The organism is Stenotrophomonas sp. 59 (assembly GCF_030291095.1).
GTDB classification, from domain to species: domain Bacteria; phylum Pseudomonadota; class Gammaproteobacteria; order Xanthomonadales; family Xanthomonadaceae; genus Stenotrophomonas; species Stenotrophomonas maltophilia_Q.
Genome location: NZ_CP127408.1, coordinates 3,606,954 through 3,623,709 on the forward strand (window position 1 = coordinate 3,606,954; position 16,756 = coordinate 3,623,709).

A 16,756-nucleotide genomic window follows, 5' to 3' on the forward strand; every position below is an offset into this window, starting at 1 on the left:
ACGGTAGCGCCGGGCCATCCCCGGCGAAAAAGCATCAGTGCCAACCAAGGTTGGCACCTACCAGGGCACGGCGGCACGCTATGCTGTGGCGATGAACGATGATTCCCGTTTCCTGCATGATCTGCAGCAGCGCGAGGCTTCAGGCGAAGACCTGCGTTACCTCTGCTTCTGGGGCCACCAGCCGCCGCGCAGCGGAGTTTCTGCGTCCTGTTTCAGCCAGTGGTATGACGCCGGCTTCGAGATCGATGGCGTGCACTACCGCACCGCCGAGCACTACATGATGGCCGGAAAGGCGCGTCTGTTCGGCGCCACCAAGCTGCTTGAGAAGATCGTCGCCAGCACCACGCCGGACAAGGCCAAGGCTTTCGGCCGCCAGATCGAAGGCTTCGATGAAGCGCGCTGGACGCAGGCCCGCTACGACCTGGTGGTGGAAGGCAACAGGGCCAAGTTCGCGCAGAACCCGGAACTTGGGGCGTTCCTGCGTGCGACCGCAGGCTGGGTGCTGGTCGAAGCCAGCCCGGTGGATTTCATCTGGGGCATCGGCCTGGCCAAGGACCACGCCGACGCGCACAACCCGGCGCGGTGGCGCGGATTGAACCTGCTGGGGTTTGCGCTGATGGACGTGCGCGACGCGATGTAACGCTCATCCACGCATGGCGTGGATCTACTGGCACGGCGGTCGATTCGTTTCGCCCCACAGAAAAAGAGAAAGGCCGGCTTGCGCCGGCCTTTCCTTCATCACGCTGCGATGCTGCTTACAGCGCCTTGGCAGCTTCCACCACATGGGCGGTGGTGATGCCGAAGTGCTTGTACAGCTGGTCGGCCGGGGCCGAGGCACCGAAGGTGTCGATACCGATCACGGCACCGTCCAGGCCGACGAACTGGCGCCAGAAACCGGTGACGCCGGCTTCCACGGCCACGCGCTTGCGCACGGCGTTCGGCAGCACCGATTCACGGTAGGGCGCATCCTGGCGCAGGAACACGTCGGTGGACGGCATCGAGACCACGCGGGTCTTGAGGCCGGCCGCGTCCAGCTGGGCCTTGGCTTCGGTGGCCAGCGAGACTTCCGAACCGGTGGCGATCAGGATCACGTCCGGGGTACCGGCAGCGTCGGCCAGCACGTAACCACCGCGCTCGATCTGGGCGATCTGCTCGGCGTTGCGCGGCTGGTGCGGCAGGTTCTGGCGGCTGAACACCAGGCAGCTCGGGCCGTCCTGGCGGGTGATCGCGGCCTTCCAGCTCACTGCCGACTCGACCGCATCGCACGGGCGCCACACGTCGTTGTTCGGGATGTAGCGCAGCGAGGCCAGGTGCTCCACCGGCTGGTGGGTCGGGCCGTCTTCGCCAAGGCCGATCGAGTCGTGGGTGTAGACGTGGATGGCGTGGGCCGGGATCAGCGCGCTCATGCGCACGCCGTTGCGGGCGTAATCGCTGAACACCAGGAAGGTGGCATCGAACGGAATGAAGCCACCGTGCAGGGCCAGGCCATTGGCGATAGCCGTCATGCCGAACTCGCGCACGCCGTAGTACACGTAGTTGGCGTTGGCGTCGTCGCTGGCGACCGACTTGCTGCCCTTCCACAGGGTCAGGTTCGAGTGCGCCAGGTCAGCCGAGCCACCGACGATTTCCGGCAGCAGCGGTGCGTAGGCTTCGATGGCCAGCTGCGAGGCCTTGCGCGAGGCGATCGTCGGGCCTTCAGCGGCGACCTGGGCGATGTAGGCATCGGCCTTGGCAACGAAGTCGGCCGGCAGTTCGCCGTGCGAGCGACGGGTCAGTTCGGCGGCTTCGCCCGGGTACTGGCTGGCGTACTTGTCGAACAGCTGTTCCCACTCGGCCTGGCGCAGGGTGCCGGCGCCATTGGCGCGCCAGCCGTCGTAGATCGCCTGCGGGATCTCGAACGGACCGTATTCCCAGCCCAGCTGCTTGCGGGTGGCTTCCAGTTCGTCCTTGCCCAGCGGGGCACCGTGGCTGGATTCCTTGCCCGCCTTGTTCGGCGAACCAAAACCAATGGTGGTGCGGCAGCAGATCAGGGTCGGCTTGTCGTTCTGCGACAGCGCGGCCTCGATGCCGGCCTTGATGCTTTCCGGGTCATGGCCATCGACGTCGCGGACCACGTTCCAGCCATAGGCCTCGAAACGCTCCGGGGTGTTGTCGGTGAACCAGCCCTCGACGTTGCCGTCGATGGAGATGTGGTTGTTGTCCCAGAAGCAGACCAGCTTGTGCAGGCCCCAGGTACCGGCCAGCGACGCCGCTTCATGCGACACGCCTTCCATCAGGCAGCCATCGCCCATGAACACCCAGGTGCGGTGGTCGACCACTTCCAGCTCCGGGCGGTTGAAGCGCTGTGCCAGCAGCTTCTCGGCCAGGGCGAAGCCCACGGCATTGGCGAAACCCTGGCCCAGCGGGCCGGTGGTGGTTTCCACGCCCGGGGTCTCGTGGCGTTCCGGGTGACCGGCGGTGTGGCTGCCCAGCTGGCGGAACAGCTTCAGCTGTTCGATCGGCAGGTCGTAACCGCTCAGGTGCAGCAGCGCGTACTGCAGCATCGAACCGTGGCCGTTGGACAGCACGAAACGGTCGCGGTTGAACCAGTGCGGATTGCTCGGGTTATGGCGGAGGTAGTCGTTCCAGAGGACTTCGGCGATGTCGGCCATGCCCATGGGCATGCCGGGGTGGCCGGACTTTGCGGTTTCAACCGCATCGGCGGCAAGGAAGCGGATGGCGTTGGCCAACTGGCGACGGGTAGGCTGCGTCATGGTTCTGTCGGAATCGGGAGGCGGCCGCGGACGTGCGGGCGGCCTATTGTCCCATAGTCGCCGGGCCGGGTCAGGTCGGACCGGAAAACGAAAGGGGTCGGATCCCATTCCATGCGGAATGGGATCCGACCCCGATCAGGTCGCCAGCAGGGGGCCCCGACTCAGTCCTGCTGCGGGCCCAGTGCCGGGCCGTCGTGGGACTCGCCCTTGGCCACCAGGGTGGTCAGGGCCAGGTCGCCGGTCACGTTCAGCGCGGTACGGCACATGTCCAGGAAGTGGTTCACGCCCAGGATCAGGCCGATGCCCAGCGGATTGACGCCGACCATCGCACAGATCATCGCCACCACCGGCAGCGAGCCCGACGGCACGCCGGCGGTACCGATGCCGCCGAGGATGCAGACCGCCATCACCATGATCTGCTGGCCGATGCTCAGGTCCACGCCGAAGAACTGGGCCAGGAAGATCACCGTCACGCCCTCGAACAGCGCGGTGCCGTTCTGGTTGGCGGTGGCGCCCACGGTCAGCACGAAGCGCGACACGCGCTGCGGCAGGCCCATCTGGTCGGCCACGCGCAGCGCGGTCGGCAGGGTGGCGTTGCTGGAGGCGGTGGAGAACGCCATCACCGTCGCTTCCTGGGTATCGCGGAAGAACGACAGCGGCGAACGGCCGGACAGCCACACAGCGGTGCCGTAGGTCACGACCATGTGCAGGCCCAGTGCCAGCACCACCACGCCCACGTAGGCACCGAGGCGGATGATCAGCTCGAAGCCGAACAGCGCGGCCAGGTTGAACATGAAGCAGGCCACCGCGTACGGCGCCAAGCGGATGACCAGGTTGATCAGGGTCATCGAGATTTCGAACACGCCTTCGATGGCGCGGCGCAGCGGGGCGACCTTCTCGTTGTCGGTCAGCACCATGCCGATGCCGAACATCAGCGCGAAGAACATCAGCGACAGGATCGCACCGTTGTCCGATGCCGCCTGCAGCACGTTGCTCGGCACGATCGACAGCAGCATGTCCATGCCCTTCGGCGTGCCATGGATGCCGGCAACGATTTCCTTGCTGCGCTCGGCGTTCTCCGAGAGCATCATGGCGGCGACCTGCGGATCGACGCCGGCGCCCGGCTTGAGCAGGTTGACCAGCACCAGGCCGATGCCCACGGCGATGCCGGACAGCAGCACGGTGTAGGCCAGGGTCTTCCAGCCGATGCGGCCGAGGGCGCGGATGTCGCCCATCTCCGACACGCCCATGATCAGCGCCGAGAAGATCAGCGGCACGATCAGCATGAAGATCAGGTTGAGGAACAGGCCCGACGCCGGGGTGGTGACGTAGTCCATTACCCACTTGGCACCGGCCTGCAGACCATCGACGCTGCCACCCAGGGCGTGCACGATCAGTCCCAGGACCAGGCCGATCGCAAAGCCGATGCCCATCTTCCAATGCAGGGGCAACTTCTTCTTGTCGGCAGCAGCTGCTGTCATACGCGGGTTTCCTCGAAAAATGAATGCACTCTAACAAAGCCCGCAAGCGGCGCCGGTTCAGGTTCGCCGCGGTGGATACAGCGGCGCCAGGCCAGTGTCAGCGGCCCCCGCAGCCGTCGACCAGTGCGGTCCGTCACGGAAGACCTCGCGCAGACGCGCGCGCAGCGATGCCAGATCGCCCTGCCCGCCCCAGCGTGCCTGCTGCAGGTCCTGCAGCACCTGGCGCTGGGCCGGGTCATCCAACCGTGCGATGACCTGCTCGATGCGTTCGACGCCGGCCATCGCGCACAGCTGCGCCTCGACCTGCTCGAACCCTTCGCCATCCAGTGTGCGGCGCAGTTCGGCCAAGCCGGCACGTCCGCTCGCCACAGTCGGCACAGAGGGCGTGCCGGCTGCCGGCGCCGCTGCACGCGGGCGGCGGCCACGCTGCCAGCCCCACAACAGGGTCAACAGCCACAGCAGCGCCAGGCCGATGGCCGCCGCCATCCACGGCCACGGACGCTCGGCCAGGCCACCGGCGCGCGGATCGGTCGCGGCGATGCGGCTGTCTTGGCCATCGCTGCCGGGCAGCGCGGCATCGGTGTCGATTGGCGGCAGCGGTGCCGGCGAGGTGTTGCCAGCGCCATTGCCCGCCGCAACCGTCAGCGTCAGATCCGGCAGCTTCGCTTCCTGCGCCTTGCCTGCGCGCACATCCCACCACGGCAGGCGCGGCCCCGGCACCACCAGCGAGCCGGGCTGGCGCGGCACGATCGAATAGCGGCGGGTGATCTTCAGCCGCGGCGTGCTGCCATTGAACGATTCTTCGTACTGCGCAGGTTCGGCGAACACCTGCGCATGGGTGCCCAGATCCGGCACCGGCAGGTCGGTGAACTGTGCGCGGGTTGCCCCTTCGGCCGTCGCCTCGACCACTACATTGGCGGCCTCGCCCGTGCGGGCGCTGGTCGGCGCACTGGTGTAGCGCAATTGAAGGCTCTGCAGCGGCAACCATGGCTGCGGCGCCTGTGCCGGTTGCGCCTGCACCTGCAGGGTGCGGTCGGCGCCGGTGGCATTCATGCGGCCATCCCCACCACCGAAGAAATCATCGAAGAAACCACCGGCGCTGCGGCCGTTGAAGCGCGCACCTGCAAGGCGCAGCGTGCCGCTGCGCTCCGGGATCAGCAGGAAGCGGCGCTCGACCATGTTGTAACGGCGGCCGTTGACCTGGCGCACATCGGTACGGTCATCGCCCACACGCTGCAGTGACGCACCGGCCGGTGTATCCAGCACCAGCTCGCCCGACGCCAGCTGAGATGCGAAGTACAGGCGCACCACCACGCCCACGCTCTGCTGCACATAGGGCGTCTCATCATCGACAACCGTCTCGATGAAGGCCATTGCATTGCTGTCGGGACCGGCCACGGCAGCCGCGTCCACCTGCAGGGTCAGCGGCGCGGTACGTGCACTGCCCACCTGCAGGCCCGGAATCACAAGCGCGCCGCTGCGCCGTGGCGTCAGTGCCACGCCGTACAGATTGCGCTGCTGCATGCTGCCGTTGCTCCACTCCACCTGGCGGCTGCTGGTCTGCCCGCTCAGGTCGAAGTCGTTGCGCAGCAGGGTGAAGTCCGGCGCGCCCTGGTCGCTCTCGACGTTGAGGGTGACCGTATCGCCCATCGCGATGCGGTCACGGTCAAGCCACGCCCGCGGTTGCGCCCAGGCCAGCAGCGGCAGCCACAACAGCAGCGCCGCCAGTACCTGCCGTGGCCAGCGCCCATGCATGTTGATCGCCCGCGTCATCGCCCTTCCCTCTTCCTGCGTTCGTTTTCCAGCTGGAACTTGGCCCGCAGCAGTGCGCCCGGATCGTCCGGAACACGCCGCATCCACGCTTCCACTGCCTGCTGCTCTTCGCGCTGGCGCGGGGTGCGGCCGTCACTGCCCTGCACCGGCTTGCCGTCCTTGTCCGCCTCGCGCGCCTGCTGCATCGCCTGCTGCATGCGCTGGCGCTGCTGCTCGTCGGCCTGCGCCTGGGCCTTGGCATCCTCAACCTGCGGCGGCGCCTGCTGGCCATCGCGGCTGCGCTCGCCGGACTGCGGCTTCGATTGCGCGCTGTCGTCGCCCGGCCTGGGCTGGCCCTGCTGGCCCTGCTGCGACTGTGGCTGCCCCTGTCCCGGATCCTTCTGGCCCTGCTGCGGCTGCTGGCCTTGCGGGCTCTGCTGGCCCTGCGATGGGTTCTGCTGCTTCTGCTGCCCGTTCTGCTGCGGCTTCTGCTGGTCCTGGCCCTGCCCTCCCGACTGCTTGCGCTTGCGCGCGGCATCGACCACCGCGCGGTTGGCCACTGCATCGGGCATGCCGGGATGCAACGCCAGTGCGCGGTCGTAGGCGGCGATGGCTTCATCGTAGCTGCCCTGGCGCGCCAGCGTGTTGGCCAGGTTGTACCAACCGGCATCGTTGTCGATGCCTTCGAACTGCTTGCGCGCGCTGGCGAAGTCGCCGTTGCGATAGGCCTGCACTCCTTCCGCCAGGCGCTGGTGCTGCAGCTGGTCAGCCCGCTTCCACAGGGTGCCTTGCGGCGGCTGCGAAGCGGGCGCGGCAGGCGCCTGCGCCTGCGCATCACTCATCCACGGCAACAGGCCCACCGCCAGCACCGCCGCCAGCACCGCGCGGCGGCGGAACGCCAGCAGCGCCAGCAGCATCAGCGGCGGCAACAGCCAGAAGCCCTCGTCACGCCATTGCTTGCCTTCGCTTGGCCGTTGCGCGGCGCTGCCTTCGCGTGCATCGAGCACGCCCAGCGCACGCAGGTCACTGTCATCGGCGGCAATGCGCGCATAGCGACCGCCACCTGCCGTGGCAACGGCACGCAGGCTGCCCTCATCCAGTGCGGCCTGGCGGATCTGCCCGCTACCGTCACGGTACGCCGCACCCGCCGGTGTACCCAGCCCCAGCACCGACACCTGCAGGCCGAGACCACGTGCCTGCGCGGCCGCCAACGCAGCTTCGCCATCGGCTTGGTCGGTGACCAGCAGGATCTGTCCCTGTGCTGCAGCGATCTGCCGCATCAGCCGCGTGGCCCAGTCGATGCCACGGTCGGCACGCTGGCCATCACGCGGCATCACATCCGGCGACAAGGCATCCAGATACAGCGCAACATTGCTGCCGTCATCGGTCAGCGGCGCCACGGTGTAGGCATCTTCGGCGTACACCACCAGACCGACCTGCCCGCCCTTGCGCGCGCGCAGGAGCTCGCTGACCTTGGCCCGTGCCTGCAGCAGGCGCGACGGTGGCAGGTCGGTGGCAGTGATGCGGCTGGACAGATCCAGCACGACCAGCAGCGGTGCGCTGGGCTGGAACATCGGTTGCGCCTGCTGCCGCCAGCTCGGTCCCGCCATCGCCAGTGATGCCAACGTCCAGCCCAGCAGCACCGCCAATGGCAGCCGCATGCGACGGCGCGTACCAGCCGCCAGCAGATGCGGCAACAGGTGTGCATCCACCGCCTGCCGCCACGCATCACTGCGCCGCTGCCGGTACAGCGCCACGGCGAGAATCACCGGCAGCACCAGCAATGCCCACAGCCATTCCGGGCGCAGGAAGTGCAGCGCGTTCCAGTCCGGAAGATGGGAAGCGAAAGCGATCATCGACGACGCTCCGGCCATGCCCAGGCCAACGCGCCCAGCAGCAACGCCAGGCCCAGCGGCCATGCGTAGCGCTCCTCACGCGGGCGCAGGCTCGGTCCCTTCGCCGCGATCGGCTCCAGACGGTCCAGTTCGGCATAGATGCCGGCCAGCTGCGCGGTATCGCGTGCGCGGAAGAACTGGCCGCCGGTCAGGCTGGCAATCTTCTTCAACGTCGCCTCGTCGACCGGATCCTGGTCAGCGGAAATCGGAATGCCGAGGAAGCGCATGCTGCCATCGCCACCAAACGCAACGGTGTGGATGCGTACGCCTTCGGCCTGCGCGACTTCGGCCGCACGCAGCGGTTCGAGCACGCCGGCATTGCTGACGCCGTCGGTCAACAGGATCAGTACACGCTGCCCTTCGGGCTGGCTGCGCAGGCGCTTCACCGCCAGGCCGATGGCATCACCGATGGCCGTCTCGCGGCCAGCCAGGCCGACCACGCTGTCGCGCAGCTGGTCGCGCACGCTGGCCAGGTCGGCAGTGAGCGGCGTGAGCGTATAAGCGCGGTCGCCGAAGATCAGCAGGCCGATGCGATCACCGGCGCGACGATCCAGGAAGTCGGCCAGCACGGCCTTGGCCGCGGTGAGGCGATCCACCGCCTGCCCACCCAGTACCATGTCGCCCTCGCCCATGCTGCCGGATACGTCCATCGCCAGCATCATCTGCCGCCCCTGCTGCGGTGGCGTGATGGCCTCACCCAGCTGCTGCGGGCGCGCGAGCGCGATGCACAGCGCGCACCAGCCCAGCCACAGCAGCAGCGTGCGCAGCCACGACACATCGACGCGGCCACCACCGGACAGCGCTTCCAGTTCACTCGCCGCGTACGGCACGCGCAGTGCCGCACCCGGGTCGGCGCGGCGCTTCCACCACTGCATAAGCAGTGGCAGCGGCAACGCCAGCAGGGCCAGCGGCCACGCCAGCTGCAGGTCCGGCCACGGCCAGTAACTCGCCAGCAGGTTCATCGGCGGCGCTCCAGCAGCATCGCCAGGTAGCGCTCGCGGGCCCAACTGCGCACGGCCGCCACTTCGCTGGCGTCCACGCGGGGGCGATAGGCACCTTCGGCCAACAGGCTGCGACGCGCGTCGGGCAACGTGCCCTTCGGATCCACGCGCTGCCACCAGGCATCGTCGCGCAGGGATTCACTGCCCGGCTGTGCCTGCCGCGCAGCACGGCGCAGCAGGCCGGCGATCACCGCCAGTTCCGCGGTGGCATCAGTGGTGGTGGCCAGCTCCTGGTCGAACGCCTGCAACCAGCGTTGGCGACGGCGGCGGCGTTTCCACCACAGCAGGGCCAGCGCCAGGATCACCAGCAACACCGCGCCGCCGATCATCAGATAGCCGGGGGCCGGCGGCCACCACGACGGTGCCGGCGGCAGCTGCACATCGCGCAGCGGAAGGTTGGCGCTCATGCCGGTACCTCGGTCACCGACGGCGCCAACCAGGCATCGCTGGGCGCATCGGTGGACAACACCTGCACGTCAACGCGGCGTGCGCCGAGCTGGCGGCGCAGCGCCTGCAGCGGTTCGACGAAGTGCGCCTGCCAGTGCGACTGCACTTCGCTGCGCCGCAGATCAAGGCCAATGCGCTGCTGCGCGGTCTGGAACTGCAGGGCCGCCGAGGGTGGTTGCAGTTCGAGGGGATCGACCAGCAGCACCAGGCTGAGGTCATGGTGCTGGGCCAGCGCGCTCCAGCGCACGACGGGAATCTTCGCGGCCTGCTGCGGATCGGCCAGCACCAGCATGCGCGCCCCGGGGCGCAGCACGCGGGCGGCATGGTCCAGCGCGCGCTCCAGGCCGAGATCGTCGGCGGGCGGCTGCGCGTACCAGCGGGTGAGTGCGTCGAGCACGCGCAGTACGCCACGCGGCCCACCCGCAGGTGCAATCGGCGCTTCGCGATCGCTGCCGCGCAGGGCACCCACGCGATCACCGCGACGCTGTGCCGACCACGCGGCGACGGCGCCCGCGCGGGCCGCCTGCACCGACTTGAATCGCACGCGGGTGCCAAAATACAACGCCGGTGAAGTATCGGCCACGATCAGGCTGACCCGCTCGCGTTCGGCCTGGAAAAGCTTGGTATGGGCACGCCCGGTCCGCGCGGTCACGCGCCAGTCGATATGCCGGGCATCATCACCGGCCACGTATTCGCGTGACTCGGCGTATTCCATGCCACGCCCACGCAGCGGCGACGGCGCCTGCCCGGCATTGCCGGCGCGACCACGGCGCGACGGCGGCGGCCGCTGTGCCAGCCGGCGCAGGGCCACCAGTTCGGACAGGTGCGGGCGCAATCCGTCGCCATCACTGACGGTGGATGCGGCTTGCAGGGATGGATCGGTCATGCGCAGGCTCAGGGTGCCGGCACCCGGGCCAGCAGCTCCTGCACCAGGCGCTCGCCATCCCAGCCTTCGGCGGTGGCTTCGTAGCTGGGCAGCACGCGATGGCGCAGCACGTCGGCGGCGACCGCACGCACATCGTCGGGGGTGACGAAGTCGCGGCCGGCCAACCAGGCACGTGCACGTGCGCAGCGTTCCAACGCGATCGAGCCACGGGGGCTTGCGCCCCAGGCGATGCGGCGCCCGAGGCCGGCGTCATAACGCGACGGATCACGCGAGGCCAGCACAAGTTCGACCAGATAGCGTTCCAATGCCGGTGCCATATGCAGGTCCAGCACTTCGCGGCGGGCGTCGAACACATCCTGCATCGGCAGCTTCTCCGGTGCGGGTGCCGCTTCGCCCAGTGCGCCACGGGCACGCTCGCGGGCGAGCCGCAGGATCTCCGATTCGGCCGCCTGGTCCGGGTAGCCGATGCGTACGTGCATCAGGAAACGGTCCAGCTGTGCTTCCGGCAGCGGGAAGGTACCTTCCTGCTCGATCGGGTTCTGCGTGGCCATCACCAGGAACAGCGGCGGCAGTGCATAGGTGTGGCGGCCAACGGTGACCTGGCGCTCGCCCATCGCTTCCAGCAAGGCCGACTGCACCTTGGCCGGCGCACGGTTGATTTCATCGGCCAGCAGGATCGGATGGAAGATCGGGCCGGGTACGAATTCGAAGCGCCCTTCCTGCGGGCGCCAGATCTCGGTGCCGGTCAGGTCGGCCGGCAGCAGGTCGGGGGTGAACTGCACGCGGGCGAAATCCGCCTCCAGGCGCGAAGCCAGCGCGCGGATGGCCGTGGTCTTGGCCAGGCCCGGCGCGCCCTCCACCAGCAGGTGCCCGTCGGCCAGCAATGCGATCAACAGGCGTTCGACCAGGGCCGCCTGGCCGACGATTTCGGCCGACAGCGCGTCGCGCAGCTGGTTGAAGGCGCCATGCAGGCGGGAGGCGGCCGGCGCGGGCGGCGGCGAGACGGTTTCGGGCATCGGCGGTGGCAGGTTCATGGGGGCCTTTGACCGGCGCGGGACGGCACGGGTTCCCGACATCATCGCAGGGTGCCTTGCGATTGGCATCAAGAACGGCTGAACGGGCGTCTCATCCACGCATGGCGTGGATCTACCGGGTCGTCCGCGGATTACGTCCGGCATGAACGAAGAAGGGCCGCACATGGCGGCCCTTCTTCGTGTCGCGGGTGCGCTGGCTCAGTTCTGCTTGGCCACGCGCAGCACCTTCGGGGTGACGAACACCAGCAGCTCGGCCTTGTCCTTGCTGCGGCCACGCTTCTTGAACAGGTTGCCCAGGAACGGCACATCGCCCAGGAACGGAACCTTGCTGATGCTGTTGCGGTCGGTGAACTCGTACACACCACCGATGACCACGGTCTGCCCGTCCTCGACCAGCACCGCGGTGTTCACTTCGCGGCGGTTGATCGACGGCACGGTGCCATAGCCTTCCAGCTGGATCAGCCGATCCACTTCGTCCTTCTTCACCTGCATGTTGAGGAACACGCGGTTGTCGTTGGTGATGGTCGGGGTGACCTTCAGTTCCAGCACCACTTCCTTGAACTGCACGTTCGGCGTAGCGACACCGCCGGCACCGGCACTGATGGTCACATAGCCGATTTCCTTACCCTGCTTGATCAGGGCCTCGCGCTGGTTGGTGGTGACCACGCGCGGGTTGGAGATCACTTCACCACGCGACTCCTCCTGCATGGCCGACAGCTCCACGTCCAGCAGGTAGCCGGCATTGAGGATCGACAGCGCCAGCGAGCCCGCCGGGTTGGTGGACGCCGCCGGCATGGCCCAGTTCAGGCCACGGGTGATCGTCGAACCGACCGGAATCGGCGCCGGGCCGGTGCTGCCGCCCGCCACCCAGTCACGGTACGCCTTGGCGTTGGTCGCATTGGCTTCGACCTGCGAGTCGCGGTTCTTGCCGTTGGCTTCCAGATTGCCGCTGAAGTAGGCATTGTCGCGGCTGCCGCTGATGCCGAACCGCGCACCCAGCTCACGTGCGAACGTATCGGTAGCGATGACGATGCGGCTCTCGATCAGCACCTGGTCGACCGGGCGGTCGATCACGCTGATCAGTTCACGCATGCGCGCGATCTTCTTCGGAATGTCGCTGATCATCAGCGTGTTGGTGCGCTCGTCGGCGACGATGCGGCCACGGCCGGACAGGAAGCCGCTTTCCTCCTGCGACGACCCACCGCCACCGCCACCTGAGCCACCACCGCCACCACCGCCGATGCCCTTGGCTTCGGTCAGGGCTTTGAAGATCTGGGTGGCGCTGTGGTAGTTGATCTGGACGTAATCGGTCACCAGGTCTTCGCGGTTCTCGATGGCGATGCGCGCGTCTTCCTTCTCCTGCTCGAACTTGGCCAGTTCGGCTTGCGGGCCGACCCAGATCACGCTGCCGTCGCGTCGCTTGTCCAGGCCCTTGGCACGCAGCACGATGTCCAGTGCCTGGTCCCACGGCACATTGACCAGACGCAATGTCACATTGCCCTGCACCGAGTCGGAGGCCACCACGTTGAGGTTGGACTCTTCGGCGATCAACTGCAGCACGGTGCGCACCGGCACGTCCTGGAAGTTGAAGGTCACCGGCTTGCCGGTGAAGCCACGCTGGCCGACGGCCTTTGCGGCCTGGGTGACGCTGCCGGCGGTCACTGCACCGACGGCGGCCGGAGCCTGCCGCGCGCTGATCTCGACCACGTATTCGTTGCCGCTCTGGTAGGCCAGCGACTCCACTGCACCGCCGGTGCTCAGCACCAGCTGGGTGCCGGCACCGGACGGCTTGGCGTCGATGCGCTGCACCGGGGTGGCGAAGTCGACGACGTTCAACGGCTTCTGCAGGTTGGCCGGCAGACGGGCATTGCCGACGTCGACCACCACGCTGTTGCCCTGCGTGCGCAGGTCCGGGATCGCGCCCTGGCCGTCAAACTGCACGATCAGGCGGCCCGCGCCATCATCGCCGCGCTTGAAATCGATCTTGGCCACCGACAGGCCGGCGGGTGCTGCGGCCGGTGCGACGGTGGTGCCCACCGGCTTCTCCGCCGGTGCGGCGGCCAGCGCCGGAGCGCAGGCCAGCATCAGCGCGACTCCCAACGCGCTGACACGGTTCAAGGTAGAGCGCCGGATGGGACGCAGCCCCTTGGCTTGGTGAAAGGTCATCGTGCTATCCCCAGTAAACGATCATTGATCTTCAAGCGAGAGCGTTGCCGGCCGTTCCAGCCAGCCACCCGCGCCATCCGGCACCAGTTCGATCAGCTCCACGCGATCTTCGAAGACCGCAGTGACCCGCCCGTCGCTCTGCCCCAGGTAGCCGCCCGGGCGCACCCGGTAGGTCACCTTGTCCGGCCCCATCACCAGCGCGACGGTGCCGCCGCCGGTGCCGATGGTACCGACCATGTCCAGTGCGTCCAGCGGGAAGCCCTCCAGGGGCTCCTTGCGCCGGTTCGGATCCGGCCTCAATCCGCCATTCCCCTGCGGATTGGTCCAGGCGTCGGTGAACGGATCACGCAGGCCCTGCGCGGAGTACTCGAAGGTCTCGAACTGCTGCATCACAGGCAACGGCTCCAGCGGCTGCGCCGGCCGGGCACGTTCGCCTTCCACCCACTTCTCGAGATTCGGCGCATCGCCCGGCGTGCTGGTCACGCCACGGCCGCAGGCAGCCAGCAGCAACACGGCGGCGGCCATCCCGCAACGTGCAAAGAAGGAACGGATCACTTGCTGCCCTCCTTGCCGGCTTCAGCCTTCTGCTGTTCCTGCACCTCGGTCTCGTCGAGATACCGGTAGGTCTTGACCGTGCCGGACAACTCCAGCGCACCGGCACGCGAACCACCGCCAGCCTTGTCCGCCGGCTTCAGGTTGATGTCGTGCATGGTCAGGATCACCACGCGCGGCAGCGAGGCCACGCCACTGACGAACGCGCCGAACTGGTGATAACTGCCCACCATCTTCAGCTTGATCGGCTTCTCGGCGTAGAACTCCTTGACCTGCTCCTGTTCCGGTTCGAACAGCTGGCTGGTCAGGCCGCTGGACAGCGCGGTCTGCGAAATGTCGATGATCAGGTCCGGCATTTCGGTCTTGCTGGGCAGCTGCCGCAGCATCTGCTGCAGGACCTGCTCCATCTGCGCCAGCTGCTGCTTCAGCGGCCCCAGGTTCACCGCGCGTTCCTGCTGCTTGGAGAACTCGGTACGCAGATCGCTTTCCTTCGACTCCAGGCTGGCCAGTTCATCGCGCTTGCCGCTGATCAGCAGCATCCACGCAACGAACATGATGACCAGGGCCAGCAACGAACAGAAGACGATCTTGGCCTTCTGCGGCCAGTTGCCGATGTCGTTGAAATCCAGGTTCTTCAGATCGATTTTCTGGCTCATGCGCGATCCCCCTGCAGCGGGGCGTAAGAGGCCTGCGGCGGCTGCGCCAGGCGGCTGCCCTCAGGCCTGGCGGCCGGTGCCGGTGCGGCGGGCTGGTTCGGCTTGGCCGGTGCAGGCGCCGGCGCAGTGGCCGGTGCGGTGGCCGGCGCCGCTGCCGGGGCCGCCGCCGGTTGGGCCGGGGCCGGCGCTGCTGCAGCGGCCGGGGCCGCCGCATCGGGGCCGGCGGCAAGCGGCGCCACGGCGGGCGTCGCAGCCGGCGCGGCCGCCACGCTGCCATCAGCGTTCAAACCGGGGGTGCCGGTCTCTTCACTCTGCGCAGGCAGCTTCACCGTGACCTTGAACATGTACGGCAGTGCCTTGATGTCCGATACCGGGCCGGCAGCACTCTTGTCTGCGGCACTGGCCTGGATGATCGACAGCTCCGGGTTGGTCATCCAGCCGGAAGTTTCCAGGTTGCGCATGTAAGCCGACACGCGTGCATTGGACTGGGTGCGCCCCTCGAGGGTGAGCATGTCCCCCTCCTGCTGCAGCGCGGTCAGCACCACGCCGTCAGGAATCGTGCGCACCAATGCGTCGAACAGGTGGACCATCTGCGAGCGCTTGGCCTGCAGTTCCTCGATCACCTTCTTGCGGGCCAGCAGGCGGTCCTTCTGCGCGTCGAGGCGGTCGATCTCCTTGTTCTGTTCCTTGACCTTCTCGATCTCGGCTTCCAGATAGGCGTTGCGGTCCATCTGGCCGCTCACCTGCCGGTCGTAGTAGAACCAGATCAGCAGCGACAGCAGCAGGCCACCGATGGCGGCCATGCCCAGCATTGCGTAGAACTCGCGCTGGCGTTGCTTGCGCCGCTCGGCGCGCCAGGGCAATAGATTGATGCGTGCCATCAGTCGAAGCTCCTCAGCGCCAGACCGGTGGCGATCATCAGCGCGGGGGCATCCTGGGCCAGCGCATGCGCGTTCACCTTCGGGCCCAGGGTCATCTGTGCCAGCGGATTGGCGACCACGGTCGGCACGCCCAGCTGTTCTTCGACCATCTCCGGCAGGCCACCCAGCACGGCGCAGCCGCCGGCCAGCACGATGTGGTCGACACGGTTGAACTCGCTGCCGGCATAGAAGAACTGCAGCAGGCGGCTGATCTGCTGGACCGTGGCTTCCTTGAACGGCTCCAGCACTTCCATCTCGTAGCTTTCCGGCAACCCGCCCTGGCGCTTGGCCAGGCCGGCTTCCTCGTAGCTCAGGCCGTAGCGGCGCATGATCTCGTCGGTCAGCTGCTTGCCACCGAACACCTGTTCGCGGCTGTACAGGCTACGGCCACCGCGCAGGACATTGAGGGTGGTCATGGTGGCGCCGATGTCGACCAGCGCGACCACGCCGTCGCTGGACACCGGCAGCTCACTGGCGACCAGGGCGTAGGCGTTCTCGACCGCGAAGGCCTCCACGTCCATCACCTTGGCCTGCAGGCCACCCAGTTCCAGCGCGGACTGGCGCAGTTCCACGTTCTCCGAACGCGACGCGGCCAGCAGCACCTGGACCATCTCCGGGTTGTTCGGGATCGCCCCGATCACCTCGAAGTCCAGGTTCACTTCCTCGATCGGGTACGGAATGTAGTTGACCGCTTCCAGCTCGATCTGGGCTTCCATGTCGTTCTCGTCGAGCTCGGCCGGCATCGGGATCACCTTGGTGATCACCGCCGAACCGGCGACGGCGGCAGCGGCCAGCTTGGCCTTGCTCCCCGAGCGGTTCATCGCACGGCGGATGGCCTCACCCACGGCCTCCACTTCCACGATGTTCTTCTCTACCACCGCATTCGGCGGAAGAGGTTCCACAGCGTAATGTTCCACACGGAAACGATTGCCGCTGCGGGACAGCTGCAAAAGCTTTACCGCAGTCGAACTGATGTCGACGCCTACAAGCGGCGACTGACTTTTTGGGATGAGCCCCACGGTTTCTCCCCTGCCGACGGGCACTTGGACGCAAGACCTGCGCCCGAGCATTAATAACGTATTCTTAGCAAATGGCAACGGCCCTGCTGTGAAGTTCCTCACGGATTCACGATGCAGCCCCTGACTGTTCCCCTTGCGCTCCCCGGTGCCGACCCCAGCCGCCACCTTGCGTAATCTATACTCTGCGACCACGA

At 67.5% G+C, this 16,756-nt stretch carries 14 protein-coding genes; 1 reads left to right on the plus strand and 13 read right to left on the minus strand.

Features of this window, described 5'->3' with window-relative positions:
- The first annotated feature begins 91 nt into the window (after positions 1 to 91).
- On the plus strand, positions 92 to 640 hold the full coding sequence (locus tag QP552_RS16650; protein WP_286074095.1) for an NADAR family protein: 549 nt from the start codon (positions 92 to 94) through the stop codon (positions 638 to 640).
- A gap of 115 nt (positions 641 to 755) precedes the next feature.
- On the opposite strand, the gene tkt is transcribed toward QP552_RS16650, so the two are convergent.
- The 13 genes from tkt to QP552_RS16715 form a co-directional block, all read right to left on the minus strand.
- The gene (gene tkt, locus QP552_RS16655; RefSeq protein WP_286074096.1) at positions 756 to 2,753 is read right to left on the minus strand and encodes a transketolase; all 1,998 of its coding nucleotides are present in this window, start codon (positions 2,751 to 2,753) and stop codon (positions 756 to 758) included.
- A gap of 161 nt (positions 2,754 to 2,914) precedes the next feature.
- Positions 2,915 to 4,234 (minus strand): dicarboxylate/amino acid:cation symporter, encoded by a 1,320-nt coding sequence (locus QP552_RS16660; protein ID WP_049432668.1) that lies wholly within the window; start codon positions 4,232 to 4,234, stop codon positions 2,915 to 2,917.
- Between the two features lie 57 nt (positions 4,235 to 4,291).
- Positions 4,292 to 6,007, minus strand: a complete 1,716-nt coding sequence (locus QP552_RS16665; RefSeq protein ID WP_111113678.1) for a BatD family protein — start codon at positions 6,005 to 6,007, stop codon at positions 4,292 to 4,294.
- Positions 6,004 to 7,842: a VWA domain-containing protein gene (locus QP552_RS16670; RefSeq protein ID WP_111113677.1), complete on the minus strand. Its 1,839-nt coding sequence runs from the start codon at positions 7,840 to 7,842 to the stop codon at positions 6,004 to 6,006. Before QP552_RS16670 ends, QP552_RS16665 begins: the two co-directional genes overlap by 4 nt.
- Positions 7,839 to 8,843 carry a VWA domain-containing protein gene (locus tag QP552_RS16675; RefSeq protein WP_106550227.1) on the minus strand — a complete coding sequence of 335 codons (1,005 nt, stop codon included), beginning with the start codon at positions 8,841 to 8,843 and terminating at the stop codon, positions 7,839 to 7,841. The genes QP552_RS16670 and QP552_RS16675 overlap by 4 nt, the downstream gene beginning before the upstream one ends.
- Positions 8,840 to 9,289, minus strand: a complete 450-nt coding sequence (locus QP552_RS16680; protein ID WP_049432655.1) for a DUF4381 family protein — start codon at positions 9,287 to 9,289, stop codon at positions 8,840 to 8,842. The genes QP552_RS16675 and QP552_RS16680 overlap by 4 nt, the downstream gene beginning before the upstream one ends.
- Complete coding sequence (locus tag QP552_RS16685; protein ID WP_111113676.1) at positions 9,286 to 10,215, minus strand: DUF58 domain-containing protein; 930 nt, start codon at positions 10,213 to 10,215, stop codon at positions 9,286 to 9,288. Before QP552_RS16685 ends, QP552_RS16680 begins: the two co-directional genes overlap by 4 nt.
- Before the next feature lie 8 nt (positions 10,216 to 10,223).
- Entirely contained in the window at positions 10,224 to 11,249 is a 1,026-nt protein-coding gene (locus QP552_RS16690; RefSeq protein WP_005410854.1) for a MoxR family ATPase, read from the minus strand.
- A gap of 198 nt (positions 11,250 to 11,447) precedes the next feature.
- The gene (locus tag QP552_RS16695; RefSeq protein ID WP_111113674.1) at positions 11,448 to 13,415 is read right to left on the minus strand and encodes a type IV pilus secretin PilQ family protein; all 1,968 of its coding nucleotides are present in this window, start codon (positions 13,413 to 13,415) and stop codon (positions 11,448 to 11,450) included.
- A 21-nt stretch (positions 13,416 to 13,436) separates the two neighbouring features.
- Complete coding sequence (locus QP552_RS16700; protein ID WP_044571441.1) at positions 13,437 to 13,940, minus strand: pilus assembly protein PilP; 504 nt, start codon at positions 13,938 to 13,940, stop codon at positions 13,437 to 13,439.
- Between the two features lie 26 nt (positions 13,941 to 13,966).
- Positions 13,967 to 14,623, minus strand: coding sequence for a type 4a pilus biogenesis protein PilO (gene pilO, locus QP552_RS16705; RefSeq protein WP_005410857.1), 657 nt, complete (start codon positions 14,621 to 14,623; stop codon positions 13,967 to 13,969).
- The gene (locus QP552_RS16710; RefSeq protein ID WP_286074097.1) at positions 14,620 to 15,504 is read right to left on the minus strand and encodes a PilN domain-containing protein; all 885 of its coding nucleotides are present in this window, start codon (positions 15,502 to 15,504) and stop codon (positions 14,620 to 14,622) included. The genes pilO and QP552_RS16710 overlap by 4 nt, the downstream gene beginning before the upstream one ends.
- The gene (locus QP552_RS16715; protein WP_099552984.1) at positions 15,504 to 16,562 is read right to left on the minus strand and encodes a pilus assembly protein PilM; all 1,059 of its coding nucleotides are present in this window, start codon (positions 16,560 to 16,562) and stop codon (positions 15,504 to 15,506) included. The genes QP552_RS16710 and QP552_RS16715 overlap by 1 nt, the downstream gene beginning before the upstream one ends.
- Positions 16,563 to 16,756: the final 194 nt, after the last annotated feature.